The organism is Pseudomonas medicaginis (genome assembly GCF_965119365.1).
Lineage (GTDB): Bacteria > Pseudomonadota > Gammaproteobacteria > Pseudomonadales > Pseudomonadaceae > Aquipseudomonas.
In genome coordinates, this window is sequence record NZ_OZ221631.1 from 5797697 (window position 1) to 5823016 (window position 25320).

Annotated in this window: 29 protein-coding genes and 1 pseudogene; 19 read left to right on the forward strand and 11 right to left on the reverse strand. The window is 59.2% G+C overall.

Annotation, left to right across the window (positions count from 1 at the left end; all coding sequences use genetic code 11):
* Positions 1-306 precede the first annotated feature (306 nt).
* Complete coding sequence (locus tag ACMTA2_RS25405; protein ID WP_413792272.1) at positions 307-927, forward strand: LysE family translocator; 621 nt, start codon at positions 307-309, stop codon at positions 925-927.
* A 10-nt stretch (positions 928-937) separates the two neighbouring features.
* The gene (locus ACMTA2_RS25410) at positions 938-1924 is read left to right on the forward strand and encodes a quinone oxidoreductase family protein (protein WP_413792273.1); all 987 of its coding nucleotides are present in this window, start codon (positions 938-940) and stop codon (positions 1922-1924) included.
* Positions 1925-1943: 19 nt separating this feature from the next.
* Here ACMTA2_RS25410 and ACMTA2_RS25415 read toward each other — a convergent pair whose 3' ends face one another.
* Positions 1944-2825, reverse strand: a complete 882-nt coding sequence (locus ACMTA2_RS25415) for a LysR family transcriptional regulator (protein ID WP_413792274.1) — start codon at positions 2823-2825, stop codon at positions 1944-1946.
* Positions 2826-2935: 110 nt separating this feature from the next.
* Here ACMTA2_RS25415 and ACMTA2_RS25420 point away from each other — a divergent pair, with 110 nt between their 5' ends.
* The 4 genes from ACMTA2_RS25420 to ACMTA2_RS25435 all read left to right on the forward strand — a co-directional run bounded on the left by ACMTA2_RS25420 (position 2936) and on the right by ACMTA2_RS25435 (position 7054).
* Positions 2936-4060 (forward strand): fatty acid desaturase, encoded by a 1125-nt coding sequence (locus ACMTA2_RS25420; protein WP_413792275.1) that lies wholly within the window; start codon positions 2936-2938, stop codon positions 4058-4060.
* Between the two features lie 15 nt (positions 4061-4075).
* Complete coding sequence (locus ACMTA2_RS25425; RefSeq protein WP_413792276.1) at positions 4076-4531, forward strand: cobalamin B12-binding domain-containing protein; 456 nt, start codon at positions 4076-4078, stop codon at positions 4529-4531.
* 42 nt (positions 4532-4573) lie between these two features.
* A complete protein-coding gene (locus ACMTA2_RS25430) occupies positions 4574-5779 on the forward strand; it encodes a methylaspartate mutase (protein WP_413792277.1) in 1206 nt (401 codons plus the stop codon).
* 288 nt (positions 5780-6067) lie between these two features.
* Positions 6068-7054, forward strand: a complete 987-nt coding sequence (locus ACMTA2_RS25435) for a hypothetical protein (protein WP_413792278.1) — start codon at positions 6068-6070, stop codon at positions 7052-7054.
* Between the two features lie 38 nt (positions 7055-7092).
* Here the strand turns inward: ACMTA2_RS25435 and ACMTA2_RS25440 are convergent.
* Positions 7093-7308 (reverse strand): annotated as a pseudogene (locus ACMTA2_RS25440) (DUF6933 domain-containing protein); the annotation flags it as partial.
* Between the two features lie 26 nt (positions 7309-7334).
* Complete coding sequence (locus ACMTA2_RS25445) at positions 7335-8150, reverse strand: sulfite exporter TauE/SafE family protein (RefSeq protein WP_413792279.1); 816 nt, start codon at positions 8148-8150, stop codon at positions 7335-7337.
* A gap of 112 nt (positions 8151-8262) precedes the next feature.
* Here ACMTA2_RS25445 and ACMTA2_RS25450 point away from each other — a divergent pair, with 112 nt between their 5' ends.
* Both ACMTA2_RS25450 and ACMTA2_RS25455 read left to right on the forward strand, forming a co-directional pair.
* Positions 8263-9039 carry an AraC family transcriptional regulator gene (locus tag ACMTA2_RS25450; RefSeq protein WP_413792280.1) on the forward strand — a complete coding sequence of 259 codons (777 nt, stop codon included), beginning with the start codon at positions 8263-8265 and terminating at the stop codon, positions 9037-9039.
* Between the two features lie 81 nt (positions 9040-9120).
* Positions 9121-9438 (forward strand): helix-turn-helix domain-containing protein, encoded by a 318-nt coding sequence (locus ACMTA2_RS25455; RefSeq protein ID WP_003204826.1) that lies wholly within the window; start codon positions 9121-9123, stop codon positions 9436-9438.
* A 16-nt stretch (positions 9439-9454) separates the two neighbouring features.
* Here ACMTA2_RS25455 and ACMTA2_RS25460 read toward each other — a convergent pair whose 3' ends face one another.
* A complete protein-coding gene (locus ACMTA2_RS25460; protein WP_413792281.1) occupies positions 9455-10513 on the reverse strand; it encodes an MBL fold metallo-hydrolase in 1059 nt (352 codons plus the stop codon).
* A 188-nt stretch (positions 10514-10701) separates the two neighbouring features.
* Between ACMTA2_RS25460 and ACMTA2_RS25465 the strand changes: the two genes are divergently transcribed.
* Complete coding sequence (locus tag ACMTA2_RS25465) at positions 10702-11310, forward strand: TetR/AcrR family transcriptional regulator (RefSeq protein WP_413792282.1); 609 nt, start codon at positions 10702-10704, stop codon at positions 11308-11310.
* Between the two features lie 23 nt (positions 11311-11333).
* Here ACMTA2_RS25465 and ACMTA2_RS25470 read toward each other — a convergent pair whose 3' ends face one another.
* Complete coding sequence (locus ACMTA2_RS25470; RefSeq protein ID WP_413792283.1) at positions 11334-11867, reverse strand: DUF1003 domain-containing protein; 534 nt, start codon at positions 11865-11867, stop codon at positions 11334-11336.
* A 93-nt stretch (positions 11868-11960) separates the two neighbouring features.
* Positions 11961-12908, reverse strand: a complete 948-nt coding sequence (locus ACMTA2_RS25475) for a LysR family transcriptional regulator (protein WP_413792284.1) — start codon at positions 12906-12908, stop codon at positions 11961-11963.
* A 14-nt stretch (positions 12909-12922) separates the two neighbouring features.
* Between ACMTA2_RS25475 and ACMTA2_RS25480 the strand changes: the two genes are divergently transcribed.
* Both ACMTA2_RS25480 and ACMTA2_RS25485 read left to right on the forward strand, forming a co-directional pair.
* Positions 12923-13633 (forward strand): CTP synthase C-terminal region-related (seleno)protein, encoded by a 711-nt coding sequence (locus ACMTA2_RS25480; protein WP_413792285.1) that lies wholly within the window; start codon positions 12923-12925, stop codon positions 13631-13633.
* Positions 13630-13905 carry an antibiotic biosynthesis monooxygenase family protein gene (locus ACMTA2_RS25485; RefSeq protein WP_413792286.1) on the forward strand — a complete coding sequence of 92 codons (276 nt, stop codon included), beginning with the start codon at positions 13630-13632 and terminating at the stop codon, positions 13903-13905. The genes ACMTA2_RS25480 and ACMTA2_RS25485 overlap by 4 nt, the downstream gene beginning before the upstream one ends.
* Before the next feature lie 175 nt (positions 13906-14080).
* Here the strand turns inward: ACMTA2_RS25485 and ACMTA2_RS25490 are convergent, their stop codons facing one another.
* Positions 14081-14407 (reverse strand): DUF2025 family protein, encoded by a 327-nt coding sequence (locus tag ACMTA2_RS25490; RefSeq protein WP_413792287.1) that lies wholly within the window; start codon positions 14405-14407, stop codon positions 14081-14083.
* A gap of 246 nt (positions 14408-14653) precedes the next feature.
* Here ACMTA2_RS25490 and ACMTA2_RS25495 point away from each other — a divergent pair, with 246 nt between their 5' ends.
* Both ACMTA2_RS25495 and ACMTA2_RS25500 read left to right on the forward strand, forming a co-directional pair.
* Positions 14654-15781, forward strand: a complete 1128-nt coding sequence (locus ACMTA2_RS25495) for a glycerophosphodiester phosphodiesterase (protein ID WP_413792288.1) — start codon at positions 14654-14656, stop codon at positions 15779-15781.
* A 122-nt stretch (positions 15782-15903) separates the two neighbouring features.
* Entirely contained in the window at positions 15904-16209 is a 306-nt protein-coding gene (locus ACMTA2_RS25500) for a PepSY domain-containing protein (RefSeq protein WP_063324687.1), read from the forward strand.
* Between the two features lie 80 nt (positions 16210-16289).
* On the opposite strand, the gene ACMTA2_RS25505 is transcribed toward ACMTA2_RS25500, so the two are convergent.
* Positions 16290-17915, reverse strand: coding sequence for a methyl-accepting chemotaxis protein (locus ACMTA2_RS25505; RefSeq protein ID WP_413792289.1), 1626 nt, complete (start codon positions 17913-17915; stop codon positions 16290-16292).
* 247 nt (positions 17916-18162) lie between these two features.
* Here ACMTA2_RS25505 and ACMTA2_RS25510 point away from each other — a divergent pair, with 247 nt between their 5' ends.
* The 4 genes from ACMTA2_RS25510 (at position 18163) to ACMTA2_RS25525 (ending at position 21043) form a co-directional block, all read left to right on the forward strand.
* Complete coding sequence (locus ACMTA2_RS25510) at positions 18163-19185, forward strand: transporter (protein ID WP_413792290.1); 1023 nt, start codon at positions 18163-18165, stop codon at positions 19183-19185.
* Positions 19186-19327: 142 nt separating this feature from the next.
* A complete protein-coding gene (locus tag ACMTA2_RS25515; protein WP_413792291.1) occupies positions 19328-19471 on the forward strand; it encodes a hypothetical protein in 144 nt (47 codons plus the stop codon).
* Between the two features lie 75 nt (positions 19472-19546).
* Positions 19547-19741, forward strand: coding sequence for a hypothetical protein (locus ACMTA2_RS25520; RefSeq protein ID WP_413792292.1), 195 nt, complete (start codon positions 19547-19549; stop codon positions 19739-19741).
* Between the two features lie 102 nt (positions 19742-19843).
* Positions 19844-21043 carry an MFS transporter gene (locus ACMTA2_RS25525; RefSeq protein ID WP_413792293.1) on the forward strand — a complete coding sequence of 400 codons (1200 nt, stop codon included), beginning with the start codon at positions 19844-19846 and terminating at the stop codon, positions 21041-21043.
* Here ACMTA2_RS25525 and arfB read toward each other — a convergent pair.
* From arfB to ACMTA2_RS25540, 3 genes are all read right to left on the reverse strand, one after another.
* The gene (gene arfB / locus ACMTA2_RS25530; RefSeq protein WP_413792294.1) at positions 21040-21453 is read right to left on the reverse strand and encodes an alternative ribosome rescue aminoacyl-tRNA hydrolase ArfB; all 414 of its coding nucleotides are present in this window, start codon (positions 21451-21453) and stop codon (positions 21040-21042) included. The genes ACMTA2_RS25525 and arfB overlap by 4 nt on opposite strands.
* Before the next feature lie 267 nt (positions 21454-21720).
* Positions 21721-23139, reverse strand: coding sequence for an amino acid permease (locus ACMTA2_RS25535; RefSeq protein WP_413792295.1), 1419 nt, complete (start codon positions 23137-23139; stop codon positions 21721-21723).
* Positions 23140-23687: 548 nt separating this feature from the next.
* Positions 23688-23882 (reverse strand): hypothetical protein, encoded by a 195-nt coding sequence (locus ACMTA2_RS25540; RefSeq protein ID WP_413792296.1) that lies wholly within the window; start codon positions 23880-23882, stop codon positions 23688-23690.
* Positions 23883-23896: 14 nt separating this feature from the next.
* Between ACMTA2_RS25540 and ACMTA2_RS25545 the strand changes: the two genes are divergently transcribed.
* Positions 23897-24034 carry a hypothetical protein gene (locus tag ACMTA2_RS25545; protein ID WP_003178782.1) on the forward strand — a complete coding sequence of 46 codons (138 nt, stop codon included), beginning with the start codon at positions 23897-23899 and terminating at the stop codon, positions 24032-24034.
* A 94-nt stretch (positions 24035-24128) separates the two neighbouring features.
* Positions 24129-25094 (forward strand): M29 family metallopeptidase, encoded by a 966-nt coding sequence (locus ACMTA2_RS25550; RefSeq protein WP_413792297.1) that lies wholly within the window; start codon positions 24129-24131, stop codon positions 25092-25094.
* The last annotated feature ends 226 nt before the right edge of the window (positions 25095-25320 follow it).

Genomic DNA, 25320 nt, shown 5'->3' on the forward strand with positions numbered 1-25320 from the left:
CAGTTGGGAAAGTTGGGACTTGGCCTGATGTATATCTACTTGCACCCGTTCACTCATAATCACCTCCCTGGGGTTCGCTAAGCTAGCCCACCCCGGAGATTTCCGATAGTCACCGGACGCCTCACGCCCAAGCAGCTTGGCCTCCCCGAAACGTCGGCTCACCTAAAGGCAACGGCGACCACCCTCCTCCCCACCACGCTTCCCCCATTTATGGGAAACCGCCTTGCGCTCTTCGCTATAACCTTGGAAGCAGCTGCGAATTAGACTTGCCGGAGTTAAGTCCGCGTTGTGATTAAGGAAGACAACATGCAAGAAATCTTCAGCATCAACTGGTTGCTTTGGCTATCGACCATGGTTCCGCTGACCCTGAGTGCGGGCCCCGGCAACTTGATGGTGGCGACGTCGGGTGCACAAAGTGGTGTGCGTCGTTCGGTGCGGTTTATCGTTGGGCTCGACATTACTTACTTCCTGATCGCCGTGCTGGTTGGCTTAGGCCTTTATCACACGCTGATGAACAATCCGACGCTGGTATGGACGCTGCAAGTGGTGGGCAGTTTCTACATCTTGTGGCTGGGTGTGCGCATGCTGCGCCGTCCACTGAAAGCGCCCACCGACAAGGCCATGCACCTGCAATTTCGGGACGGCATTGTTGTACAACTGGGCAACGTGCAAGGGATCGTGATGTTGCTGGTGATGTTTTCCACGTTCATGCCTTCCGGCGAGACCAGCAGCACTGTTGTGTTGATCCTCAGTGCGGCGCTGATTTCGCTGAACTTCTTCTCGCATGTCATCTGGGTGTCGATGGGTTCGACCGTGCAGAAACTGATCCAGTCCCGCCCCAAATTGCTGATGTTTCAGAACGCTGCGTTCGGTCTGATGCTGATAGCGGTTGCCGTATGGATTTTCCTGCGCATCGGCCCGCTTTAAGGAGGCTCACATGACCCAGACCCACGGCATTGTCTTCGCCGCCCCCGGGGCACCCAACGTCATGGAATTGCGCAAATACCCGCTGCGTACCACCGGCCCTGAAGAAATCACTGTGGCCATCGAAGCCGCCGGCGTGAACTTCATCGACCTGCACCGGCGCTCCGGCGCGCTGGACGATGGTTCTGCCTTCCCCAGAGGCCTGGGCATGGAAGGTGCTGGGCGTGTCGTCGAATGTGGAACGCAGGTGAAAAGCTTGGCCATTGGCGATCGAGTGGCCTTCGTCGACAGCTCGACCGGCAGCTACGCCGGTCACGCAGTCGTTCGCGCTTCGCGGGCGATACGCCTGCCCGATGGCGTGCCGAGCGAAGTCTCGGCAGGCGTAATGTTCAAAGGACTGACGGCCGAATACTTGACGCATCGCTGCGTGCCGCTGGCGCCGGGTGACTTTGTGGTATGGCACGCGGCGGCGGGCGGCGTGGGCAGCATTGCCACAAGCTGGCTGGTCGCTCGCGGTGTACACGTGATAGGTCTCGCTTCGACCGAAGCTAAACGCCGTCAGGTTCTGGATGTGGGGTGCATAGCGGCCCTCAATGCCGAAGCTCCGGACACACTGGGGTTGATCCGTGAATTGACCGATGGCAAAGGTGCCCATGTCGTCTTCGACTCTATCGGCAAAGATACCGTAGAGCTCTCATTGGCGAGTTTGCGTCCGCGCGGCCACCTCGTGCTATTTGGCAATGCTTCGGGCGACGTGACGGATTTCAACCTGTCCCGGCTCGGGCAAATGGGCTCGCTGCATGTGACGCGGCCGTCGTTGAAGCACTACATCGGTGGCGACGCTGAATTGACCCAGGCCGCCGCGCGGGTGCTGCAAGCAGTGTCCAGCGGCGCGATTCGTTTGCCGCCAATAGCGCGCTTCCCCCTCGCGCTGGCTGCCCAAGCCCACTGCGTCATGCAATACCGCCAAACCCAGGGTTCATTGATTCTGGTGCCATGACCTCGCGGTAAGACGGTCGTCAGCGCATGCCGACCGCTTTACCGTGAAACAGCTCCGCCAGATACTCCACCACTCGATCAACGCGGCTCACACCCTGGGTAGCCTGATTACGCAGCAACCAGATTTCCGAGCGGCGAGCAGGGCGATTGGCCAACACCTGGCACAGACCGGACTGGTGTCCGACATAGGCGGGTAACGCGGCAATCCCCAGATCGGCTTCGACGGCCTTGAGCTGCGCATTCAGGTTTGAAACACGCATCCACAGCTTCTGGTCTCCGGTCATTTCGCTCAACCATTGGGCGAGCGGCATATACGACATTTCTTCGGTCCAGCCGATCAGGCTGTGGTGCTTGAGGTCGGCGGGTTCGGCCGGCAGACCGTTGGCATCGGCATAGGCCTGGGAGCAGAAAAGCCCCTGCATCAGTGTCCCGACCCGGCGCACGGTGAAGTTACCGTTCTCCGGTCTGCGCAAGCGGATAATGATGTCGCTGTGGCTCTGTGTGAGTTTCGACGACACCGCCGAGTTAATGAAGTCAAAACTGATCTCGGGGTGCTGATCATGAAATGCCGCGAGTTGCGGAATAATCAAGTGCGTGCCCATTAATTCCGGACAATCAATGCGCACCTGTCCTGCCATCCGATCAACCGGTTGCGACATCTGCCGCTCGATCAGTTTGAAACGCTCCTCCGTTTCCAGTGCCAATGGCAGCAACGCTCTTCCCGCTTCAGTCAGGAAGTAACCGTTAGTCTTCTTCGAAAACAATACCGTACCGAGCGATTCCTCAAGCGCCGCGATCTTGCGCGACACCGTCGAGGCCGAAACCTTGAGCGAGATTCCGGCCTCGGTCACGTTGTTCGATTTAGCGACGAAGATAAAAACCTTCAGATCATCCCAATCCATGTCGATGACATACCCAAAAATGGAAAATCGATCCCCACCTATTTCTATTCGAAATATCCAGAGGCCACGTTACAGTTTTTGCATGGAGCAAAACCCTAGAGGAAACATGGATGATACGTAACTCAATGCGCGCCCTTCCAGGGTTCATGCAGCCGTTTCTGAGTTGGCTGACAGCCAAGCCTCTGCCCGAAGATCTCGATAAAGTCCGACCCCTGAAGCCGTTCCACCATATCGTTGTGTCGGCGGGATTAATAGCCGGCGGCGCGCTGTTGGCCGGTATCGGTTATGCACAGGCCAGTATTGCGCTGTGGCTGTTGGGCTTTGTCCTGGCCACCGGTGGCATCAAGCAGATGCAAGTGATGATCTGCCACAACTGCGCCCATGACATGGTCTTCGAATCGCGCGAGACCAATATGACCGTCGGCCGGATCATTTCCGGCGTCCTGATGCTCAAACCCTTCGACACCTACAAGAGCGAACACGCGCTGCATCACAGTTCGAAAACGCTGCTGACCGACGATGATGACACCCTCTCCTACCTGCAAAGTGTGGTGGGGTTAAGACCGTCCGACAGCATCGCCAGCATGTGGACCAAACTGGTCTCGACCGCGCTGTCGCCACTGGCCGTGCTGCGTTCGTGCTGGGGCCGACTGAAAGGCACCGCCACGGCTGAAAACCGCCGCGTTGCAGTATTGACCTTGGTCTTCTGGGCGGGCCTTGCACTGCTGTCGGCAGTCTTGGGCCATTTCGATCTGTTCATCGTGGCGTGGGTGATTCCGATCTTCGCCGGCTACCACATCAGCACCACATTTCGCTTGGCGGCCGAGCACACCTGGCCCAGCGTGGACGTGCTGGAACGGCGCGGCATCGACTTCATTTGCGAGAGCACCAGCGCCGTCTTTATCGGCGAAGAGCTGCGCATCCCCGAAGGCGCAGGAACTGTTCGACGCTTCGCCCATATCAGTGTTTGGCTGATCAAGATGCTGGCGTTCCACTTGTTTGTCCGGGTGTTTGTGATGGTCGGCGATACACCCTGTCACGACTTTCATCACCGGCGCCCACGATCCAAAGACTGGCCGAACTACATTACTGCCCGCGAACGCGACAGGATCGAAGGCTCCAAACCCTTTCCCACGAACTACACCGAGACCTGGGGCTACATCAACTCGGTGACCACCAACTTTCGCAACTTTCAGCGGGCGCTCCCGTACTACGCAACCAGGATAGCAACTTAAAAAGGGACTTTAACAATGACGTTCAGCAAAACCGCTCTGCTCACCACCGTGCCTTCGGACTCTCATAGCTGGAATCTGGTGTTCATGGAGTTCCTGCTCACGGACATGGGCTACAACGTCGAGAATCTGGGACCGAACACGCCCATGGATGAAGTGATCGCGCGGCTCAACCGCCATGCCTGCGCCATGGTTGTCGTCAGCACGGTCAATGGCCATGGCTACATCGAAGGCGCTGAACTCGCGCAGCGTATTCGTAGCGAAACCAAACACACCGACGGGGTGTATATCGGCGGCAAAATCTGCACCGAAAACGATCCTCAAACTATTGCCCGACATAGCGACACGCTGCGCGCCGCAGGTTTCGATGAGGTGTTCGACGACAGCGTGGCCAACAGCTTCGATGCCTTTCAGGAGCTGGTGTCTGCCCAGTTGTATCCAGAGCATTACCTGGAGAAACGGGTCGCTCGCTGACCCGTTGCACCCTTACCGATTCGCAGAAAAAGGCAGATCAGGATGATCGATTTCAACACCCATGTTCTTGAACGCTTCAACGCGCATGGCCCGGTGCTCCAGCCGCGAATGGGCTTCAGTGACCCGGCCCGGATGCAAGCCGGCCTGGAAGCCACAGCTGCGAGCCGGGCGAACACTGTGTGCACCATCACGCTTGATGCGTTCACCCGGGTAAACAATCTTGAAGCAGCGCAACGGGCCATCGACAGCGAATCGATGCTCAACGGCTATCCGATCGTCAACCATCCGCCGGCGCAGACCCGTGCCATGATCGACCAGATCGATGCGCGCTACCGCCTGCCAGTGCAGGTTCGTCATGGTTCACCCGACCCCTTGCACATTTTCGAGCGCATGGTCGAAGTCGGTCTGCCCACCACCGAGGGCGGGCCGATTTCCTATTGCCTGCCCTACAGTCGCACGCCGTTGCGCGAAGCGTTCGGTCACTGGGAGAAAGCCTGTCAGGTGCTGTCCGGCGGCGTCGACAACAGTCACATCGAAAGCTTCGCCGGTTGCATGATGGGACAGATGTGCGACCCGGTGATTCTGGTGGCGCTAAATATTCTTGAAGGGTTGTTCTTGCGCTCCCATGGCATCAAGACGCTGTCATTCTCCTACGCTCAAGGCACCTCGCCAGTGCAGGATCGTGCGGCGGTGACAGCCCTCCAACAACTCGCGGCCGAATATTTTGCGCCGGGAAGCTATCACTTTGTCGGTTATGTGTTCATGGGGTTCTTCCCGCGCTCGCTTGGCGGTTTTTGCCGAATCACTGGCGATGCGCTGGCTATGATCCGCGCCACGGGTGTGCAGCGCGTGATCATCAAGACACCGGTGGAATCAAGGCGCATTCCCCGGGTAGAGGAAAATATCGCGGCGCTGGAGTACTGCGACTACTGCCTGAACACCGACGGTGTTTTACCGCAGATTCCGTTCGATTCCCAGGAACACGGACGCGTCCTGCGTAGCGCAAAACGCCTGATCGAAGGCACGCTGGCCCACGACAGCAACTTGTCCGAAGCCCTGCTCGGTGCCTTCGACAGCAGTTTTCTGTCGATCCCCTACTGCCTGCACCCCGACAACAAACGCGGCACCGGCACGGTGCTGACGCCGGAAAACTATTACCACGGGTTCCAGGGCGAGCGGGTGGAAAACGCCTTCTCGTTTCTGGCGGCGCTGAGACAGAATATCCGCACTTATGACTGCGTGCTTTGACGCTGGACCGAGGCCGTCAGTACCAACACGGGAGCGTACGGGCTCACATGACAGCCGCCGTCCGTGTTCGGGCGGCGGTTTTTTGTGGTTTTATGGATTGGGGTTGCTTCGCAGCCCCACGGGGATAAATCCCCTCGCCACGAGGGTTGCCTGAAGCTGACGGTCTCAACATGCCCTGCCAATGACCGACGCATAACTGCGATTTTGTATTGTATTGAAAACATTCAGTGCAACCCGCCCCACCTCCCGATATTAATACCCTTCCCCACTCAAGGACCCGAGCCTGCCATGAAATTCGACCTCGCCTACTGCCGTAGCCTCGACGATAAGCTGTCGATCTATGACGTGCGCGATCTGAATTTCGACGAGACAGTGGCGTTCGATTCCGCAAAGGAACAGTTCCAGTGCCCCAGCGATGCCTGTCGAATGGCGTTTGATGCGGCGAATGTGTTGGGGACGTTCAACGCCAAGAATGTGAATTACGTACGCACGCCGCACTTCAAGAACATCCCCAGTACGCGGCATATCGAGGGTTGTCCTTATGTCAGCCTGAAGGCGCCGGCGTCGGGCCTGGAAGTGGATGGTGCGGAATCGGATGACGATCGGGAGGAGCATTTCCCTTCGGAGTTGTTGTTGACTCGGCGTGAGTATGTGCGCAAGCCGTCCAGCCCGACGGTGGTGGCAGACGTGATGCGCGATGAGCGAGTGCCTTCAGTTGCCAGGCATGACGAGCACCCGGGCCGTGATTCGGCGCCGGACAAGACCCATGTCTTCGCCCATCCGGTGGAGTGCTTCGTGTCGAACTTCGCAGACAAGGACCTGCTCAAGCGCAAGCTGTTGAAGATTGGCGAGCACACGGCGCCCTATGGATCGTTCTTCAAGAAGATCGAATACTTGCAGGACAACAAGGGCTTGATTTACTGGGGCAAGATCAAGGAGATCAAGGATTACACGTTGAGTTTTCGCATCGATTTCGAAGCAAAGGTCTGGTTCAAGCAACCGGACGAGGCGAAGAAGAAGCCTTACCCGGTCAACGTTTACCTGAGCAAGAAGCTGATCGATAACTACCGCAAGCGCAAAGCGTTCCTGGAAGAGATCAAGCATGCCGTCGTCAGTGACGCGCCGTTGTATTGCTTCTTTTATGGCGTGACGCCGGAGTTGAAACAGGTGCCGAGCAAGAAGAACCCCGAAGAAACGTTCGGGGTGTTCAGTGCCAATATCGAGAACCTGGATCACTTCATTATTCGGGAGGCACCGGGGTTGGCCGATAAGTGACTTCGCCTTAGGCCAGATGTAGCGCAATGCCTTCTTCAGGAAATCTCGTTGAGGTGCTTTTGTGCACCGCGATGGCCACGTTTATAAAAGATGTATTTACGACAACTTTCCTGGAAGCGCTCCATCATCGGTTCGTCATCGACCCAGCGAAGAAGGTCGTGCTGCCCTGCGTGACGCATCAGGCCCTCGATCCATCGTTCGGAAAACCGTCGAACAAAACCTTCGACGTCCGCTTTTTTAGCATCAGCGAAAATAGATATCGAGCCACATCATGCTGCGATTATTGTATCGATATACCCAGCATCACAATGACCAACAATCCAATATAGACCCAGGCGTGAAGCCTATCCGGTATCCGTCCGATCCATGGCGTTGCCAGACGAATACCCAGTAGCACGCCAAGTGTGAGCGCAGCGAAGGCCATCAAGTCGACGTAACCAACAAACCACGGCCCCAAATCAAACGCGGTAAACCCCGCCATGGCCATGTAAGTCAGCGTACCGGCCACCGCAACCGGCAAACTCAGCGGGTTGGCCATGGACGTCGCGCGCGACATGTTCAGCCCGCAACGACGCAACAACGGCACCGTCATGACGCTGCCACCCACGCCCAGAAAAGTGGCGATGACGCCGATGCTGATTCCGCCCGCCGATACCTCTGCCCTACCCAATCGCCGTGGGACTACAGCGTCAGACTGTGTCAGAAAACCGCGCCTGAATAAGCAGTCCAGAATGGTCACGCCCAGATAAACGATGAAGGCATAGCGAATGATTTCGCTACTCGCCCACATCGCGGCAACGGCTCCAACGATAGCGCCCAGGCCAATGAAGCCGCCCAACGGCCACACGTAATGGCGAATAAGGTTACCGGCGCGGTGATGCTTGGCGGTGGCGATCAGCGCGTTGACGATCATCACGCAGGTCGAGGTGGCCACGGCGATGTGCATCGCCGATTGACCGATAGGGTCGTCAGCGCCGTGGGTGGCGGTGAGCATGCGGTATAGCAAGGGCACCACGACGAATCCGCCGCCGAAGCCGAACAACACGGCGGTGACGCCAGTCATGCAGCCGAAGAGTGCCAGCAAGAGGTAGGACATCGCGCAGCATCCGTAAATTGAGAGAGGCCGACGATAGAGCGATGGGGCTTGGCCTGCTTCAGCAAGTAGGCCAATAATGTTTGCGTTTACGCCAATCGCCGGATACCGCTCGATGCGCAATGTTTCGATTGACCTGCTGGACAACACCCCACGGCCAGTGGTGGCTATCGGCACGGATTACCCCGACGGTCATCGGTTGCCCCGCCATACCCACCGGCGTGCGCAGTTGCTCTACGGCGCCACCGGAGTCATGCAGGTCAGCACCGCGGAGGGCAATTGGGTAGTGCCGCCCCAACGGGCGGTGTGGATCCCGCCCGGGGTTGCCCATGAAGTGCTGATGCTGGGCGTCAGCACGCGAAGCTTGTATATCGAACCGGCCGCCGTAACGGCCATGGACGCCCGTTGCCAGGTCATCAGCGTGTCGCCCCTGATGCGCCAGTTGCTGATGGAAGCCGTGGAGCTTGCGCTGGACTATGACGAGGCTGGACGCGACAGTGCATTAATCAATCTGTTGCTGCACGAACTGGTCCGCAGCGCGCATTTGCCGCTGCACCTTCCACTGCCCAAGGACCCGCGTCTGCTAGGCCTGTGTCAGGGTTTTCTGAAACACCCCAACGCCCACGTCTCGCCCGTGCAATGGGCGGCGCAGTTACATATCAGCTTGCGCTCGTTCAATCGCCTGTTCAGCCAGCAAACCGGGGTAAGTTTCAGCCAATGGCGGCAACAGGCGTGTGTGATGTCGGCATTGCCCCAATTGGCCGTAGGCGATTCGATAACCCGCATCGCCCTTGATCTGGGCTACGACAGCCCCGCTGCGTTCTCCACCATGTTCCGTCGGGTATTGGGTCATGCCCCGAGCGCCTGGCTGGAGAAGACCGCCGGTCATTGATCAAAAAAATAGGATTGATCCGGATTCAAAACAACTGTACAAAAACACAGTATTTTTGAATCCCACAGCTTTGGAGCCCCCATGGCCTCTCTCGCAATCAAAACCACCCTGGAACGCATCGCTGTCTATCAATTCACCCCTGCTCACAGTGCACAGGCGCGAGCCATGCTGGGTTGGAGTGTCGAGGAACTGTCCCGCCAATCCGGCGTCTCGGTCCAGGCCATCCGCCGCTTCGAAGCGGGCGGCGAGTTGCTCGATGTCACTCGCCTGGCCCTGGCGTTTCGCCTGGAGGCCGAGGGCCTGGTGTTCTTCCCCGGCTTCGCGCCGGGGCGCGGCATGAACATCAAGGGCGCGACGCCGGACCCGATGGGGCGCTCCGATTACGCGATGATCGAATAACCCTATTGCGCGGGTGTCAGGCGATACCGGCCTGGTCCTGATACGCCGAGGGCTCCACGTCCAGCCACCAGGCGCGGCCACGCTGCGGCTGCGTCAGGGTGAATGCTTCGCCCATTCGTGGTGTGGCGATGCAAACGTTGCGCTCCCAGGCCAAGGCCAGGATGCGATCGAAGGGTTCATACCAGGCATGCATCGCCAAGTCGAACGTGCCGTTATGGATCGGCAGCAACCAGCGGCCCTTTAGATCGATATGGGCCTGCAGGGTCTGCTCCGGCTGCATGTGAACATGAGGCCAATCGACGTTATAGGCGCCAGTTTCCATCAACGTCAGGTCGAAGGGACCGTATTGTTCGCCGATGCGCTTGAAACCATCGAAATAGCCGGTATCGCCACTGAAGAAAATTCGCGTGGCGGCATCGATCATCACCCATGAGGCCCACAAGGTGCTGTTGCTGTCGAACAGGCCGCGTCCGGAAAAGTGCTGGGAAGGCGTGGCGATGAACTCGATGCCGTCCACCTCGGTGCCTTGCCACCAGTCCAACTGACGTACCTTGCTGGCGTCGACCCCCCATTTGATCAAGGTGTCGCCCACGCCCAGGGGCGCCAGGAAGTGACGGGTCTTGGCCGCCAACTTGAGAATGGCCTGATGATCGAGGTGGTCGTAGTGATCATGGGACAGGATCACTGCTTCGATGGGCGGCAACTCGTCCAGGCTGATGGGCGGCTGATGAAAACGCTTCGGGCCAGCCCATTGCACCGGAGAGGCGCGCTCGGAGAATACCGGATCTGTCAGCCAGAACTTATCCCGCAGCTTGAGCAGCACAGTGGAGTGGCCGAGACGGAAGACGCTGTGATTCGGCGCGGCCAGCAGGGCAGCGCGCGTCAGTGGTTGAACGTCGATGGCACCTGCGGGGCGGGTGGAACGCGGCTTGTGGAAGATCATGTTCCAGATGATGCGCAGGGTGGTGCCAAAACCTTCCCGTGGCGTGAAGGCGTGATTGCGGTACTTGCCCTGTTCTAGCCGGGACGAGTCATGGACAGGCGGGCTGTCGGTCGAAAGAGAGGGAATGGTCATGGTGCGATAACTCCAGGGACGTCGCCGCCATTGCGCTTCGTCGTTGTGGGACGCTGGATGGCCGTTGCATGCACGCTCAGCCGTTTGACACAGAACTACACCGCTCGGTGTAGTTTCTAGATTGCATGAATCCCGGGAGCAAGTAAACTTCCGAGTGTAAGTTCCTCACCTCAACCGACGAATTGCCCATGACCGTACCGCAGCGCCTAACCGAGCGAAAACGCGAAGCCATCCTCCAGGCCGCGATATCTGAATTCCGCAGCAGCGGTTTCGAGATCACCAGCATGGACAGGATCGCGGCGACAGCCTGCGTATCGAAGCGCACGGTGTACAACCACTTCCCGAGCAAGGAAGCATTGTTTGCCGAAATCCTGAATCGGTTATGGAACAGCATTACCGCAGAACAGGACATGCCCTACAGCCCGCAAACGCCGTTACGGGAGCAGCTTCAAACGTTGCTGCAAACCAAGCTGCACCTGCTGGCGGACGAGAATTTCCTCGACTTGGCGCGCATCGCCATCGCTGCAACGATTCATTCCCCGGAGCGAGCCCAGGACATGGTGTCGCGCATGGGGCAACGTGAAGAGGGCCTGACGGCATGGATTCGCCAGGCCCAGGCCGACGGCCGCTTGAAACCCGTGGAGCCGGCATTTGCCGCCCAGCAAATGCACGGGCTGCTCAAGACGTTCGCTTTCTGGCCGCAGGTTTCGATGGGGCAACCCAGCCTGACCCAGGATGAGCAGACCCAGGTGATCGAATCGGCCCTCGACATGTTCCTGAGTCGTTACCAGGCTTGATCAATAAGTCCTGGCGTGAAGGGCTACTGTAGCGACGGGTTGTGCACGACCTTCTGGTGCATTTCAGTGGTCAAGTTGTCGATGCGCTCGGTCAATGCCTTGGTCATTTCCGTAAGACGCGTGTTCTGCTCCAACAACTCAAGCAATTGCGCCGTATTCTGCGCGGCCTGGGCCTGGCGCTCGCTGTTGGCGATGGCCAAGGCTTCACGATGCTGAGCATCGGCTTCCGCCTGGGCTTTGTCCCGAGCAGCCTGACGGGTTTGTGCCAGCAAAATCAGCGGCGCGGCATAGGCCGACTGCAGGCTGAACGCCAGGTTCAGCAAGATGAATGGGTAAGCATCGAAATGAAAGACCCCCACCAGGTTCAGGCTGACCCATATCAGCACGATCAAGGTTTGCGCGCCGAGGAACATCGGCGTCCCGAAAAAACGCGCGAACGCCTCCGCTCTCAGCGCAAAGCGGTCATTGCCAAAGGTCGGCGCCAGATGCGCGTGGGGGCGATGAAAACGCAAGTGGTCAACGGGTGCGGCGGGAGTGGGTTGGGAAGACTTCGTCATCGTGATGTTCTCTGCCAAGGGCTGGTGCTCGAGGCACTATAACCGTTGGGGGACCGTCATCCATTGAGTCATGCACACCCTACTCGTTAAAAGTCAGCGCCAGCGCAGATTGCGCCCCAGCTCATCGAACAAGGTCACCACCGAGCGCAAGGCCCGGCAGTCGGGGCGAGTCAGGAGCCACAGGGCTGTGTCATACCCCACCAGCGGTTCGCCAAGGGGCATCAGACCCTGGTGTTCATCGATCAGAAAGTCCGGCAGCGCCGCTACACCCAAGCCGGCTCGCACCAGTTCGGTGACCGAGAGCATGCTGTTGCAGCGATAGGCGGGCACCACGGCGGGTAGATGTTGGCGGCGCCAGGCTACGGTGGGGTGATCCGGGAGGAAATCGTCCGGCGCGATCCAGGTCATGGAAGCCAGGTCATCCGTATTCGTCGAGCGCAGGTAGCTGGCGCTGGCGCATACCCGGTATGCCACATTGCCCAGATTTCGACCGACCAGGTGTTCCGGCGGCGTACGGGTCAGGCGTAACGCAATGTCGGCATCGCGGCGGCTCAGGTTGGCAAAGTCGTTCGAAGTGCTCAGCTCAAGGGTCAACGCCGGATACGCGGGCATGAAGCGCGCCAGCGCAGGCAGCAGCAACGCTTGCAGGACCGAGTCACTGCACGTCAAGCGTACCGTCCCGCTGATGACCTCGCCGCCCAGCTCCACCCCCACCCGCGCCGCTTCCAGGGCCTGTTCGGCACGCTCGGCTTGCTCGGCCAGCGCCTGGGCCAGGCTCGTGGGCAAGTACCCGGAACGGCTTTTTTCGAACAAGGGCTGGCCCAGGGCCGCCTCCAGCCGACGTACCGAACGAAACACCGTGGACACGTCCACCTGCAGCAATCGAGCGGCCCGGGCCAGTGAGCCGCCACGGACCAGTGCGAGGATCAGGGACAGGTCGGGATAGTCCAGACGATAGTGCGCTGATGCATTGATCACTTGGATAAACGCCAATATTGATTGCGTGAACGCCAATCTATAGTGGCGACCAGGAATCAACAAGCGGCGAGTCTCTCATGGAAAAACAGCGTCCTTTACACATCGCCCTGATCGGCGACCACGACCCGCAAATAACGGCCCATCGGGCCATTCCCATTGCACTTGATCTCGCCAGCAGGCAGACCGGCCACGACATCAGCTTTCAATGGCTGGCGACCGATCTGATCGCCGAGGATAGCCCTCTGGGCGCCTTCGACGGCATCTGGTGCGTACCCGGCAGCCCCTACCGAAACGAAAACGGCGCCTTGCATGCCATTCGCTTTGCCCGCGAACAACGTCGTCCGTTCCTGGGCACCTGCGGTGGGTTTCAGCACGCCGTACTGGAATACGCGCGCCACGTGATGGGCTGGACCGACGCCGCCCACGGAGAAACCTCCCCCGGCGCAGAACGGGCGCTGCTGACGCCGCTGAGCTGTGCCTTGGTGGAAACCATCGACAGCCTTCAGCTCGATGCGGACTCGTTGATTGCCGAAGCCTATGGCCGCCGGACAGTGTTCGAAGGCTATCGTTGCCGCTTTGGGGTCAATCCAGCGTTTGAACGAGATCTGCTGAGCGAGCGTCTGCGTGCCGTGGCCCGAGATTCGACCGGCGAACTGCGGGCCGTGGAGCTGCGGGATCATCCGTTCTTCGTCGCCACGTTGTTCCAGCCTGAACGTGCCGCATTGGAAGGGCGCGTGCCGCCGCTGGTCAGCGCGTTTGTCGAAGCTTGCGCCAGGACAACGCCATGAGCGCTCACTACTACGCAGTGATTTTCACCTCCCTGCGCACCGAGGGGAACCAAGGATACGCCGAAGCCGCCGAGCGCATGCAGGCCTTGGCTCGAGAGCAGCCGGGGTTTCTCGGTGTCGAATCGGCGCGCGGCGAAGATGGCCTGGGGATTACCGTGTCCTATTGGAGCGATGAAGCTGCGATCCTGGCCTGGAAGCAGCATCCCGAACACCTCGCAATCCGTGAGCGCGGCCGTTCCACCTGGTATACCCATTGCCATACGAGGGTGTGAAAGGTCGAACGCGACTATGCCTTCCAACGCCAAGCCTGATGCCGGGATACAAAACCCGTGGGAGCGAGCTTGCTCGCGATGGCGCTGGGTCAGTCACGATAATGTTGGCTGATCCACCGCTATCGCGAGCAAGCTCGCTCCCACAAGATCTCTGTTCGACGCAAGACCGAGGGCTTCAGCCTTCCACCAACTGCCGCACCGCCACGATTTCCGGTAGATCGCTGCGGGCCATGTACACCCGCAAAGGTTCGGTGAGATGGATGCGGTCGTCGATATTCTGGTCCAGCAACAGTTGGATTCGCTCGCGCTTGAGGACCATGGTGCAGTCTGCCGCGGGGGTCCAGACAAATTCGCTGACGGGGATGATGCCGTCATCGGCCACGTCCATGCCGAAGGCGTCTTCGCTGAACCGCACGATGTACTGGCCGGTCTTGCGGTTCAGGCCGACAAAACCCTTGAGCTGGTCGGCGGCCTGGCAGATGAATGTCGAAGTGGTGCGCATGGTAAACCTCATGGATGCGTCCCTCGGGACGGCTGATCGATGGTTTACACGCAGGGCAAGCGAACACTGGATTCAAGGTCTCCCTCTGCCGGGGAAACTGCTGCGGCCAAGGGTACTGCAAAGCGGCTGGGAAATGCGTGGGAAAAATCTGCTTTGCACTGTTTTATGTCGGCGTAGCGATAGCGCCAACCGCGTTCAGTTGTTAAAAGATAGGTTTTTGCATCCTCCTACAAAAGGACCTCGAGCATGCCCGTCACCTTCACCCGCAGCGCCCTGGTACTGAGCCTGTTACTCGGCTTCGGCCAGACACAGGCCTCCGAAGCCCCGAACCCCAAGGCCCTGGCGACTCGCCAGGGCATTCCGCACCCGGCGGTCATCGCCCACCGCGGCGCCTCGTTCGACGCGCCGGAATCCACCGCTGCCGCCTACAAGCTGGCCCGCGACCTGGGCGCCGACTACCTGGAACTGGACCTGCAACGCAGTAAGGACGGCGTGTTGTTCGTCCTGCATGACGACAGCCTGCTGCGCACCACGGATGTCGCTACCCGATTTCCCGAACGCAAGGACAGCACCGCCAACGAATTCACCATGGCGGAACTCAAAACCCTCGATGCCGGCAGCTGGTTCAACACCGCCTACCCGGACCGCGCCCGCCCTTCGTTCGCCGGCCTGAAAATCCTGACCCTCGACGAAGTGATCAACATTGCCGAGGGCAACCCGTTGCACAAACCGGGGCTGTACATCGAAACCAAGGAGCCCAAGCTCTTTCCCGGCATCGAACGTGACCTCAAGGACAAATTGCAGGACCGTGGCTGGTTGAGCCCGTCCGGGTCCAAGCTCGCAAAAAGCGCTACCGGCGTTGGCCAAGGCAAGGGCAAGGTGGTCTTGCAGACCTTCGAAAAAAGTAGCCTCGAACTGTTGCACAAAGAGATGCCAAAGGTGCCGAAGATCCTCTTGCTATGGGTCGGCGAAGGCAACATCGAACCCAAGTCCAAGGTGCCGTTTGCCGAATCCGGTGAAACGGACAAGGCGGTCTACTATGCCAAGCAGGCACCCAAGGACAGGGCTGAATTCGAAAAATGGGTGCAGTACGCCAAGGCCCAGGGCGCAGTAGGCACCGGACCGTCCGCGGCCTTGACCCATGGCGGCAGCCAGAGTTACTCGGACCTGGTGCAACCGTGGATGAACCAGTACACCCATGACCAGGGTTTGCTGGTGCACGTCTACACCGTGGATGAGCCGGTGGACTTCAAAAAAGTGATGGATGCCGGCGTCGATGGCATCTTCACCAACCGTGCCAGTGAACTGCTCAAGTACTTCAATCGTTCCAATACAGGCAGCGTGGCGCAACTATTGGAAAAGAACGGCTATTGAGCCGAAGGACGTTTTCAGGAGCTCTGCTTCAAGTTTTTTCGAATTAAGGGTGAATTAAGTTGCCACAGATAATCTGAACCCACTTAAACGACTCACCCTTAACAACACCAAGGAAAGCACTCATGAAAACGTTGACTGCCCTGTTTACCGCTGCTGCCCTGACTCTCACCGCTGGCCTGGCCCAGGCAGATGTTCGCGTCGATCAGATTCCTCAACTGGTCAAGGAAGGCAAGATCAAGTCCCTTGAATCGATGAACGACGAAGCCCTGAAGTTGCACCCGGGCGCTACCATCACCGACACCGACCTGGATAACCACTTCAACGGTTATGAATATGAAGTCGAATTGAAAACCGCCGACGGCAAAGAGTTTGATGTTGATTTCGATGCCACGACCGGCAAAGTCCTGAGCAACAAGCAAGACACTTGATCCATCGGCAAAAAAAGAGCCGCGCAACCTTGGGGTTGCGCGGCTCTTTTGCGTTTATCGATACCTGTCGCGAACGACCGTCAGGCACTCAGCCGCGCCGTCACTTCATTCAACTGTCCCGACAAACCGTGCAAATCCCGACTGGCGGCTTCGGTGCGCTGCACATTGTCCAGGTTAGTGCTGGCAATGCAGGTGATTTCCGTCAGGTTGCGGGAAATGTCTTCGGCCACGGAAGTCTGCTCTTCGGCTGCCGTGGCGATCTGGCGGTTCATGTCGCGAATCGCTTCGACAGCCTGGGTGATGCGTTCGAGCATCACACCGGCCTGGGTCACTTGCTCCACACTTTCCTCGCTGCGTGACTGCCCACTCTCAATGGCGTGGGCCGCGTCCACCGCTCCCGTTTGTACAGTCTGGATAATCTGGTTGATCTCGATGATTGACGAGGCCGTACGCTGGGCCAGGCTGCGGACCTCATCGGCGACCACCGCGAAACCGCGCCCCGCCTCCCCGGCTCGCGCGGCTTCGATGGCAGCATTGAGGGCCAGCAGGTTCGTCTGTTCAGCGATGCCGCGGATCACCTCTAGCACCTTGCCGATGCGCCCGCTGTCGGTTTCCAACTGACGGATGACCGTGGCCGTGTTGGCGATCTCGCCGCGCATCCGGGTGATGGTGTGGATGGTCCCCTGCATGACCTTCTCGCCCTGTTGCGCCGATTGATCGGCGTCATCGGCCGCCTGCGCCGCATCGGCGGCATGACGGGCCACTTCCTGGGCCGTGGCGGACATTTCGTTCATCGCCGTCGCCACCTGGTCGGTGCGTTCGAATTGCTCGCTGGTGCCCTGGCTCATCAGGCTGGCGATGGCATTGAGCTCACCGCTGGCACTGTCCAGTTCCGTGGCACTGCGTTGCAGACGGGTAAAGGTTTCGGCAAGGAAATCGCGCAATGTGTTGGCCGCTACCGCCAGATTGCCCAGCTCGTCCTGACGGTTGCTCGTCACACGCTCGGCGAAACGCCCATGGCTGAGTCGGGTCACGTAGTCGATCAGGTTACGGATCGGTTGAACCAGGTTGCGATTGACCAGCCACAGGCTGAACAGCCCAATCAGCACACCCGACACCAGCATGATCACGGTGCCCAGCATAATCGTGCGATCGGCGCCGGCACTGATCAGCGTCGATTGCTCGGAGCCCAGCTTGCGCAGTTCCGCCACCAGCGCACTCATTTGTTCACTGGCCGCACGGTCCACGCCCTTGACCGCCGCATCACCCGCCGCCGAATCGCCACCGGAGGCGACAAATGCGTCACGGCCCTTTTGGTAGGCGGCGCCCAACTGACGATGTTCATCGCGCAGGGCCACGATACGGGTCTTGACTGATGCCGGCACACCTTCACGTTCGCTCAATTGGCCAAGGATGCCTTGGACCTCACGCTGACGTTCCTCGAACTGCTTCCAGTATTTATCCAGGTCCGCCTGCTGCTTGCCGCGCAGCAGGACGTTTTTCCATTCCTGCACCTGCACCTTGAACTGCAGGTTGGCCTCGTCGATCAATTGCGAGGCACGCAACGGTCCATCGATCAGGTTGCGATAGTTCTGGACACCGTTGGAAAGGAAATGAAAGGACGCCAGGGCGATCAGCAACATTGCCAGCAGGCTGCCACTCAACAGGGCGAGAATCTGGGCTCGAAGGGATTTTTGTAGAATCATGGGAGCAATCTCTAAGCAAGAGGAACAGGAACGATGTCCCGCCCCCCCATGTCCGCAACACACTGAATACGGGGGGGATATGTACACGGCATCGGCCTGCCCGGGGCATTCTTGAAACTTGGCGACTGCCGGTAGCGCCAGCTTGGCGGTGCGAATGGAACTGTCACAAAACCATCAAGAAAGCTTGCGAAGATGGCGTTCAAGTGAACCTGTAGCCGCGACAGGCACTTCCCGCCAGCGAGACTTCATGAACCACAGCCTTGATCAAAGCCACCGTGATCCGGACCTGTTCGGCCTGCTTTACGGGTTCCGTTTCCGCCCCGGCGAACGCGGGCAGGAGATCGATTCGGCCCAGGCCTTACGGAGCCTGCAACACGCGCAAGACTCGGATGAGTTCCTCTGGCTGCACCTGAACCTGGCCCACGCTGCGTGCGAGCGCTGGATGAAAGGTCACCTGGACCTGCCCCAGGAATTTTTCGAAGCCTTGCACGAAGGCTCGCGCTCGACCCGCATTGAGCATGTCGACTCGGCGTTGCTGGCCGTGGTGAACGATGTCGTGTTCAACCTCAGCAACATGGTGTCCTCGGATGTCTCCACATTGTGGGTTTGCGTGCACAGTCGATTGATCGTCAGCGCGCGCCTGCAACCCTTGCACTCGGTCGACAAGCTGCGCTCGTCGGTGAAGGCCGGCGAGTGCTTTCGCTCGCCAGTGGAGTTACTCGTGCACTTGCTGCGTGACCAGGGCGAAGTGCTGACCCAGATCGTGCGCAAGACCAGCCTGAGCGTCGACCAGGTCGAAGATCAGTTGCTGTCCTCGCAGCTGTCCACCAACCGCGCCGAGCTGGGCAGCAACCGCCGGGTGCTGGTGCGCTTGCAGCGCTTGCTGGCCCTGGAGCCGGGTTCATTGCTACGTCTGCTCAACCGCCCGCCGCAATGGTTGCAGAAAGAAGACGTCAAGGAGCTGCGCAAATCCACCGAGGAGTTCGCCCTGATCATCAACGACCTCACCGCGTTGAGTGAACGGATCAAGCTGCTCCAGGAAGAAATCGCCGCCAACCTCAACGAACAAAGCAACCGCACCCTGTTCACCCTGACGGTGGTCACGGTATTGGCATTGCCCATCAACATCATTGCCGGCTTCTTTGGCATGAACGTCGGTGGCGTGCCGCTTGCCAGCGATCCCGAAGGCTTCTGGATCCTGGTGGCACTGGTGGCAACCTTCACGCTGATTGCCGGCCGCTGGGCATTTCGCAAGCGACGTGACTATTGAACATGACGTGTCTAGACAATCCCTTTTGTCGGCCCGACGGGATTTAAAAGTCTTTTTGTCATTTCTCCTGGGGTATCCTGCCCGGGCTTTGTAAAAGCGCGGATCTACCAGATCTATCCACAGACTTTGCGAGGAGCGCGATATGCACGAGATCCCTAATCTCCCCTTCCCAAGCCTGCACGACACTGAGCAGACGACCACGCTACAAGCCGGGGGGCAACCTGATGTCCAGCAACCCGAGCCCAAGGAAGCCGCTGAACGCCGCCAGGCCGACAGCGAAGACTGATTGACCCGCACCACCAGACCGTGTGGAAAGCGCTAAGATGCGCTTTCCACACTGCCTGAATCCGAGTGCCCACCCATGAGCGATGACACCCCTCCCTTCAGCGAAGCCCAGGCCAGCGTCCTGATCGGCACCGCCGAAAAAATGGTCGATATCTGGACCCGCCTTCCCGCCGAGAAACAAGCGGCCCTGCTGGCTCGCTTCGGCAGCGAAGAAAACGCCATCGCCGCGCTGGTAACCACGCGCCTGGTCAGTGGACAGCACGACAGCTGAGCCACCATTGGGCAAATAGTTTTACTTTTCCCCGCCCGAACGCCACGGTCGCCGTTATCATAAGCAGCCTATCTATCCTGCTGCTCCGCGGACCTTTTTCCCATGTCAGATTCCCAGCGCCCCCTGGCGGTCACGCTGCAAGTCGTTTCCATCGTCCTGTTCACATTCATTGGTTACCTGAATGTCGGTATCCCCCTCGCCGTGCTGCCCGGGTATGTCCACGGCGAACTGGGTTTCGGCGCGGTCATTGCCGGGCTGGTGATCAGCGTCCAGTACCTCGCCACCCTGCTCAGCCGTCCTTACGCGGGCCGGATCATCGATAACCTGGGGAGCAAGCGTGCGGTCATGATCGGCCTCGCCGGTTGCGGGCTGAGCGGGGTGTTCATGCTGGTGTCGGTCTGGACGCCGAGCCTGCCGATGCTAAGCCTGGCCAGCCTGTTCATCGGCCGCCTGGTGCTGGGCAGCGCCGAAAGCCTTGTCGGCTCGGGTTCCATCGGCTGGGGCATCGGCCGGGTCGGCGCGGCGAATACCGCCAAGGTCATCTCCTGGAACGGCATCGCCAGCTACGGTGCGCTGGCGATCGGCGCACCGCTGGGGGTGTGGCTGGTGAATACGCTGGGGCTGTGGAGCATGGGCGTCAGCATTATCCTGCTGGCCTCGTTGGGCCTGGCTTTGGCCTGGCCGAAACTGGCCGCGCCCATCGTCGCCGGCGAACGCCTGCCATTCATGCACGTGCTGGGTCGCGTCCTGCCCCATGGCTGCGGCCTGGCCCTGGGCTCCATCGGTTTTGGCACCATCGCCACCTTCATCACCCTGTACTACGCCACGCAGCACTGGGACAACGCCGTGCTGTGCCTGAGCCTGTTCGGCGCCAGCTTCATCGGCGCACGCCTGCTGTTTGGCAACCTGATCAACCGTCTGGGCGGCTTTCGCGTGGCGATTGCCTGCCTGTCGGTGGAAACCCTGGGCCTGTTGCTGTTGTGGCTCGCACCGGATGCCCATTGGGCCCTGGCGGGGGCGGCGTTGAGCGGTTTCGGCTTTTCCCTGGTGTTTCCGGCGCTGGGCGTGGAAGCGGTCAACCTGGTGCCGGCCTCCAGTCGTGGGGCGGCGGTGGGCGCTTATTCGCTGTTCATTGATTTGTCATTGGGGATCACCGGGCCGCTGGCCGGCGCGATTGCCGCGGGCTTCGGCTTTGCCTCGATCTTTCTGTTCGCCGCCCTGGCAGCCCTGGGCGGGTTGGCACTGAGTGTCTACCTGTACCGGCAGGCACCCCGGTACCGTGAAGCGCGGGAGAAGCACTAGAAATCCACCTTGCCGCGTCCGGCCTTGATCGAGCCGCGCTTGGTCTTGGATTCCAGGCGACGCTTTTTCGACCCGAGGGTCGGCTTGGTCGGGCGGCGCTTCTTTTCGACCTTGGTGGCGCTGAGGATCAGTTCGGTCAGGCGCTCCAGCGCGTCGGCCCGGTTTTGCTCCTGCGTGCGGTATTGCTGGGCCTTGATGATCAGCACACCGTCGCTGGTAATGCGACTGTCGCGCAGGGCCAGCAACCGCTCCTTGTAGAACTCGGGCAGCGACGAGGCCGGAATGTCGAAGCGCAAATGCACGGCGCTCGAAACCTTGTTGACGTTCTGCCCCCCGGCCCCCTGGGCGCGGATGGCCATCAGCTCGATCTCGGCGTCCGGGATATGCACAGTGTTGGAAATCGCCAGCATGGAAAGTGTCCGGTATCAGGCCCCACAGGATACCGCGAATCCCCTAGACAACACCTGCCCCCTGTGGGAGTGGTGGTGACCACACACTCTGTGAACTCTGAAGAGCCAATGTGGGAGCGAGCTTGCTCGCGATGGCGGTGGATCAGCAGCATTGATGTGGACTGATACACCGCTATCGCGAGCAAGCTCGCTCCCACAAGAGCAGGTGTTGTCCTGCCTGAAACGACAAACCCGGCACTTGGCCGGGTTTGTTGTATTTCAGGCTTCTTACTTGGTGGCAGCCGCCACAGCCAGTTCATGCCGGGCACTGCGCTTGTTCTTGATCGCATAGCACACCCACATGAACACCACCCATACCGGAATCGCGTAGACCGAAATCTGGATGCCGGGGATCAGCAGCATCACGCCCAGGATGAACACCACGAACGCCAGGCAAATGTAATTGCCGTAGGGATACCACAGCGCCTTGAACAGCGGCGTCTGGCGGGCCTGGTTCATGTGCTGGCGGAACTTGAAGTGCGAGTAGCTGATCATCGCCCAGTTGATCACCAGGGTCGCGACCACCAGCGACATCAGCAACTCAAGCGCATGCTGCGGCACCAGGTAGTTCAACAGCACCGCCACCAGCGTGACCGCCGCCGAGGCGAGGATCGAACGCACCGGTACGCCACGCTTGTCGATCTTTGCCAAGGCCTTGGGCGCATCGCCCTGCTCGGCCATGCCCAGCAACATGCGGCTGTTGCAGTAGGTACCGCTGTTGTACACCGACAATGCGGCAGTCAGTACGACGAAGTTGAGGATGTGCGCGGCGGTGTTGCTGCCCAACATCGAGAACACCTGCACGAACGGGCTGCCGCTGTAGGCATCGCCGGACGCGTTAAGGGTGGTCAGCAGACTGTCCCACGGGGTCAGGGACAACAGCACCACGAGCGCACCAATGTAGAAAATCAGGATCCGGTAGATCACCTGGTTGATGGCCTTGGGGATCACGGTTTTCGGTTTGTCGGCCTCGGCGGCAGTGAAACCGAGCATTTCCAGGCCACCGAAGGAGAACATGATGATCGCCATGGCCATCACCAGGCCGCTCACGCCATTGGGGAAGAACCCGCCGTGTGACCATAGGTTGGTCACCGACGCTTGCGGGCCGCCATGGCCACTGACCAGCAGATAGCTGCCCAGGGCAATCATGCCGACAATTGCCACGACCTTGATGATCGCGAACCAGAACTCGGCCTCGCCGAAGACTTTGACGTTGGCCAGGTTGATGGCATTGATCAGGATGAAAAACGCCGCCGCCGACACCCAGGTCGGAATGTCCGGGGCCCAGTAATGGATGTACTTGCCGACCGCGGTCAGCTCCGACATGCCCACCAGGATGTAGAGGATCCAGCAGTTCCAACCCGACAGGAACCCGGCGAAACCGCCCCAGTACTTGTGGGCGAAGTGGCTGAAGGAGCCGGCGACCGGCTCTTCGACGATCATTTCGCCCAACTGGCGCATGATCATGAAGGCGATGAAGCCGCAGATGGCGTAACCGAGGATCATCGACGGACCGGCCGACTTCAGCACCCCGGCCGAACCCAGGAACAGACCGGTACCGATGGCGCCGCCGAGGGCGATCAATTGGATGTGGCGATTTTTCAGGCCGCGTTTCAGCTCGCCTGAATGCGAGTTTTGTCCACTCATGAAAAGGGTCTCACGCAAGGTTTGATGATGTTCGTAGGACGTTGCCGCTCAAATGGATGTCAAGCAGCGCCCATCAAACCCCAGCGCAGGCACCAGGAATTCAGCGTATTTACAACGGTCATGCGTCACCTGTTTGTTTTTATCTGTGACGAAATCGAACCCGACACGCTTGTGGCGTGGCGGAGTGAACAAGGCGGATAACCTTGAAAAGTGCGTGGGTACGCGAAGGGTCACAGTAAAACGCGGCGCATTGTACACCGCCGACCTTTTGCCGCCAGACACCATCACAAGGCATGGCACGCATCTGACCCTGCCCCAGAGGCGGAAACAAGTCGCCCCATTCCCTGGAAAACGCCGTTTGAAGCGTCTGATGGAAGCTTTTTCTTACATTCGCCGGGACAGGTATTTGGGATCGATGCGACAGCCCGATTTCGTCAGCATTTCTTTACAACACGTAACGCAATTTTTCCATGTAGGAATTTTCTGTCATCCGTCTGGAAATTGACGGTAGGAAGCTAGCTAATGAATAAACCTCACAGCCAATTGTTTTACATGAGCAAAAAAAACCGCCAAAAATAGAACAAAAAGTTCATCTGAAAAAAATAAAATTTCTTTTTGCATTCCAAAAAACCCTCGACTAGGTTTTCACCGACTTGCCAAGGCATCGTGCCGACAAGTTTTGCGGTGCCGCTTGCGGTCGGTTTCCACTGGCCGACCGGCCCGCTCATTTCCGTAAAAGTCATCTAGGAGATTCACTATGCAAGCACTGGACAAAGACTTGGAAACCGAACTTCAACTGGACGAATGGTTTGAAGCCCCTACCCATGAAGCCGCCGTTGAAATGATGCAAGCCGACGCCGTCGTTCCGTTCGGCACGGCGATGTGGCCTCTGTAGGCCTCGACCCGGCGGAGGCGATCCGGCCGGTCGACTCCGCCACACTTTGCCGGTTGTCAGGGAAGTCAAATGAACTTGTCAGGGAAGAATAAGCATGGACACACAACGAGCCATCTCACATTTCCTTTACTACCTCGAACACCATCCCGCCCTGGCTGGTATCCAGCCCGCCAAGGTGTTGCTCGGTCATACCGCTGACTACGAAGCGCTGACCGGCGCCATTGCCGAACAGGCGGGCAGCGACACGCCCTTCAGGTTCAGCGCCATGCGCCTGGACCTCGAGTCCACGGAGCGCCTGTCCAAGGCCATTGCCGACAGCGATCTGTACATTTTCTTCTACGACTCTTCCACCCTGCCCAACCCACGCCCCGACGGCCCGGAGTTTGTCCGCGCGCTGCAAGGCGTCATGGCCGACAACTGGAAAAAATCGCTGCTGTTCAAGGACTATGGCGATTATTTCTACGACACCTTCAGCGTGATTCCCCAGCGTATCGCCGGGCTCAACAGTCACCTGATCCGGCGCATGTCCCAGGCGACGACCTTGAGTTTTCAGGATGACCACGGTTCGTATTTCGACACCGCCCTGGGCAGCGTGAAGAAATGGACCGACATCAACGGCCTCGGCAACTACGACCTGGCTCCTGGCGAAATCGCCACCCACAGCGACACCATCAATGGCCGGGTGAAATTCGTCGGTACGTTCCTGAGCACCATTCCATTCGCCCGCAAATACGGCGTGCTGCAATCACCGCTGGAGTTGTGGATCGAAGACTCGACCATCCAGAAAATCGCCACCGACGTGCCGGGCCTGGAACATGACTTCAACAAGTACCTGGACGCCAACCCATCCAACCGCCGCATCGAGGAGTTGGGGATCGGCACCAACGAAGGGGTCAAGAGCCTGTACGCCCGCAATGCCGGTTTCGAGGAGCGCCACTGCGGCCTGCACCTGGGACTGGGTGGCGGGGCCAAGGGCAGCCATCACCTGGATCTGATTTTCGAGAGTGGCGTGTTGGCGTTGGATAATGAGCGGATGTTTGATGGGCGGTTTGTGCTTTAGGGGCAGTTGCAAGCGGCGAGCTTCAAGCGGCAAGAAAGGGCGAGCAGTCTCTGGATCGTGGTGTGGAGCTGCTGGCCTCTTCGCGAGCAAGCCCGCTCCCACAATGAAGCGACGCCGACGAAAATATTCTATTCACTGAAGATCAAGTGTGGGAGCGGGCTTGCTCGCGAAGACGGCCGCACCGGCACCGTATCAATAACGCCAGACACAAAAACGGCAACCTAGT

Bases quoted from the DNA above. Each gene is read 5' to 3' on its own strand.
- ACMTA2_RS25520 (WP_413792292.1), top strand. From the start codon at position 19,547: ATGAGCGATGACACCCCTCCCTTCAGCGAAGCCCAGGCCAGCGTCCTG.
- ACMTA2_RS25505 (WP_413792289.1), bottom strand. From the start codon at position 17,915: ATGATTCTACAAAAATCCCTTCGAGCCCAGATTCTCGCCCTGTTGAGT.
- ACMTA2_RS25490 (WP_413792287.1), bottom strand. From the start codon at position 14,407: ATGCGCACCACTTCGACATTCATCTGCCAGGCCGCCGACCAGCTCAAG.
- ACMTA2_RS25510 (WP_413792290.1), top strand. From the start codon at position 18,163: ATGAACCACAGCCTTGATCAAAGCCACCGTGATCCGGACCTGTTCGGC.
- ACMTA2_RS25430 (WP_413792277.1), top strand. From the start codon at position 4,574: ATGATCGATTTCAACACCCATGTTCTTGAACGCTTCAACGCGCATGGC.
- ACMTA2_RS25460 (WP_413792281.1), bottom strand. From the start codon at position 10,513: ATGACCATTCCCTCTCTTTCGACCGACAGCCCGCCTGTCCATGACTCG.
- ACMTA2_RS25545 (WP_003178782.1), top strand. From the start codon at position 23,897: ATGCAAGCACTGGACAAAGACTTGGAAACCGAACTTCAACTGGACGAA.
- ACMTA2_RS25470 (WP_413792283.1), bottom strand. From the start codon at position 11,867: ATGACGAAGTCTTCCCAACCCACTCCCGCCGCACCCGTTGACCACTTG.
- ACMTA2_RS25425 (WP_413792276.1), top strand. From the start codon at position 4,076: ATGACGTTCAGCAAAACCGCTCTGCTCACCACCGTGCCTTCGGACTCT.
- ACMTA2_RS25415 (WP_413792274.1), bottom strand. From the start codon at position 2,825: ATGGATTGGGATGATCTGAAGGTTTTTATCTTCGTCGCTAAATCGAAC.
- ACMTA2_RS25410 (WP_413792273.1), top strand. From the start codon at position 938: ATGACCCAGACCCACGGCATTGTCTTCGCCGCCCCCGGGGCACCCAAC.
- ACMTA2_RS25480 (WP_413792285.1), top strand. From the start codon at position 12,923: ATGGAAAAACAGCGTCCTTTACACATCGCCCTGATCGGCGACCACGAC.
- ACMTA2_RS25450 (WP_413792280.1), top strand. From the start codon at position 8,263: ATGCGCAATGTTTCGATTGACCTGCTGGACAACACCCCACGGCCAGTG.
- ACMTA2_RS25485 (WP_413792286.1), top strand. From the start codon at position 13,630: ATGAGCGCTCACTACTACGCAGTGATTTTCACCTCCCTGCGCACCGAG.
- arfB (WP_413792294.1), bottom strand. From the start codon at position 21,453: ATGCTGGCGATTTCCAACACTGTGCATATCCCGGACGCCGAGATCGAG.
- ACMTA2_RS25455 (WP_003204826.1), top strand. From the start codon at position 9,121: ATGGCCTCTCTCGCAATCAAAACCACCCTGGAACGCATCGCTGTCTAT.
- ACMTA2_RS25420 (WP_413792275.1), top strand. From the start codon at position 2,936: ATGATACGTAACTCAATGCGCGCCCTTCCAGGGTTCATGCAGCCGTTT.
- ACMTA2_RS25550 (WP_413792297.1), top strand. From the start codon at position 24,129: ATGGACACACAACGAGCCATCTCACATTTCCTTTACTACCTCGAACAC.
- ACMTA2_RS25445 (WP_413792279.1), bottom strand. From the start codon at position 8,150: ATGTCCTACCTCTTGCTGGCACTCTTCGGCTGCATGACTGGCGTCACC.
- ACMTA2_RS25405 (WP_413792272.1), top strand. From the start codon at position 307: ATGCAAGAAATCTTCAGCATCAACTGGTTGCTTTGGCTATCGACCATG.
- ACMTA2_RS25500 (WP_063324687.1), top strand. From the start codon at position 15,904: ATGAAAACGTTGACTGCCCTGTTTACCGCTGCTGCCCTGACTCTCACC.
- ACMTA2_RS25535 (WP_413792295.1), bottom strand. From the start codon at position 23,139: ATGAGTGGACAAAACTCGCATTCAGGCGAGCTGAAACGCGGCCTGAAA.
- ACMTA2_RS25435 (WP_413792278.1), top strand. From the start codon at position 6,068: ATGAAATTCGACCTCGCCTACTGCCGTAGCCTCGACGATAAGCTGTCG.
- ACMTA2_RS25540 (WP_413792296.1), bottom strand. From the start codon at position 23,882: ATGACTTTTACGGAAATGAGCGGGCCGGTCGGCCAGTGGAAACCGACC.
- ACMTA2_RS25515 (WP_413792291.1), top strand. From the start codon at position 19,328: ATGCACGAGATCCCTAATCTCCCCTTCCCAAGCCTGCACGACACTGAG.
- ACMTA2_RS25525 (WP_413792293.1), top strand. From the start codon at position 19,844: ATGTCAGATTCCCAGCGCCCCCTGGCGGTCACGCTGCAAGTCGTTTCC.
- ACMTA2_RS25495 (WP_413792288.1), top strand. From the start codon at position 14,654: ATGCCCGTCACCTTCACCCGCAGCGCCCTGGTACTGAGCCTGTTACTC.
- ACMTA2_RS25465 (WP_413792282.1), top strand. From the start codon at position 10,702: ATGACCGTACCGCAGCGCCTAACCGAGCGAAAACGCGAAGCCATCCTC.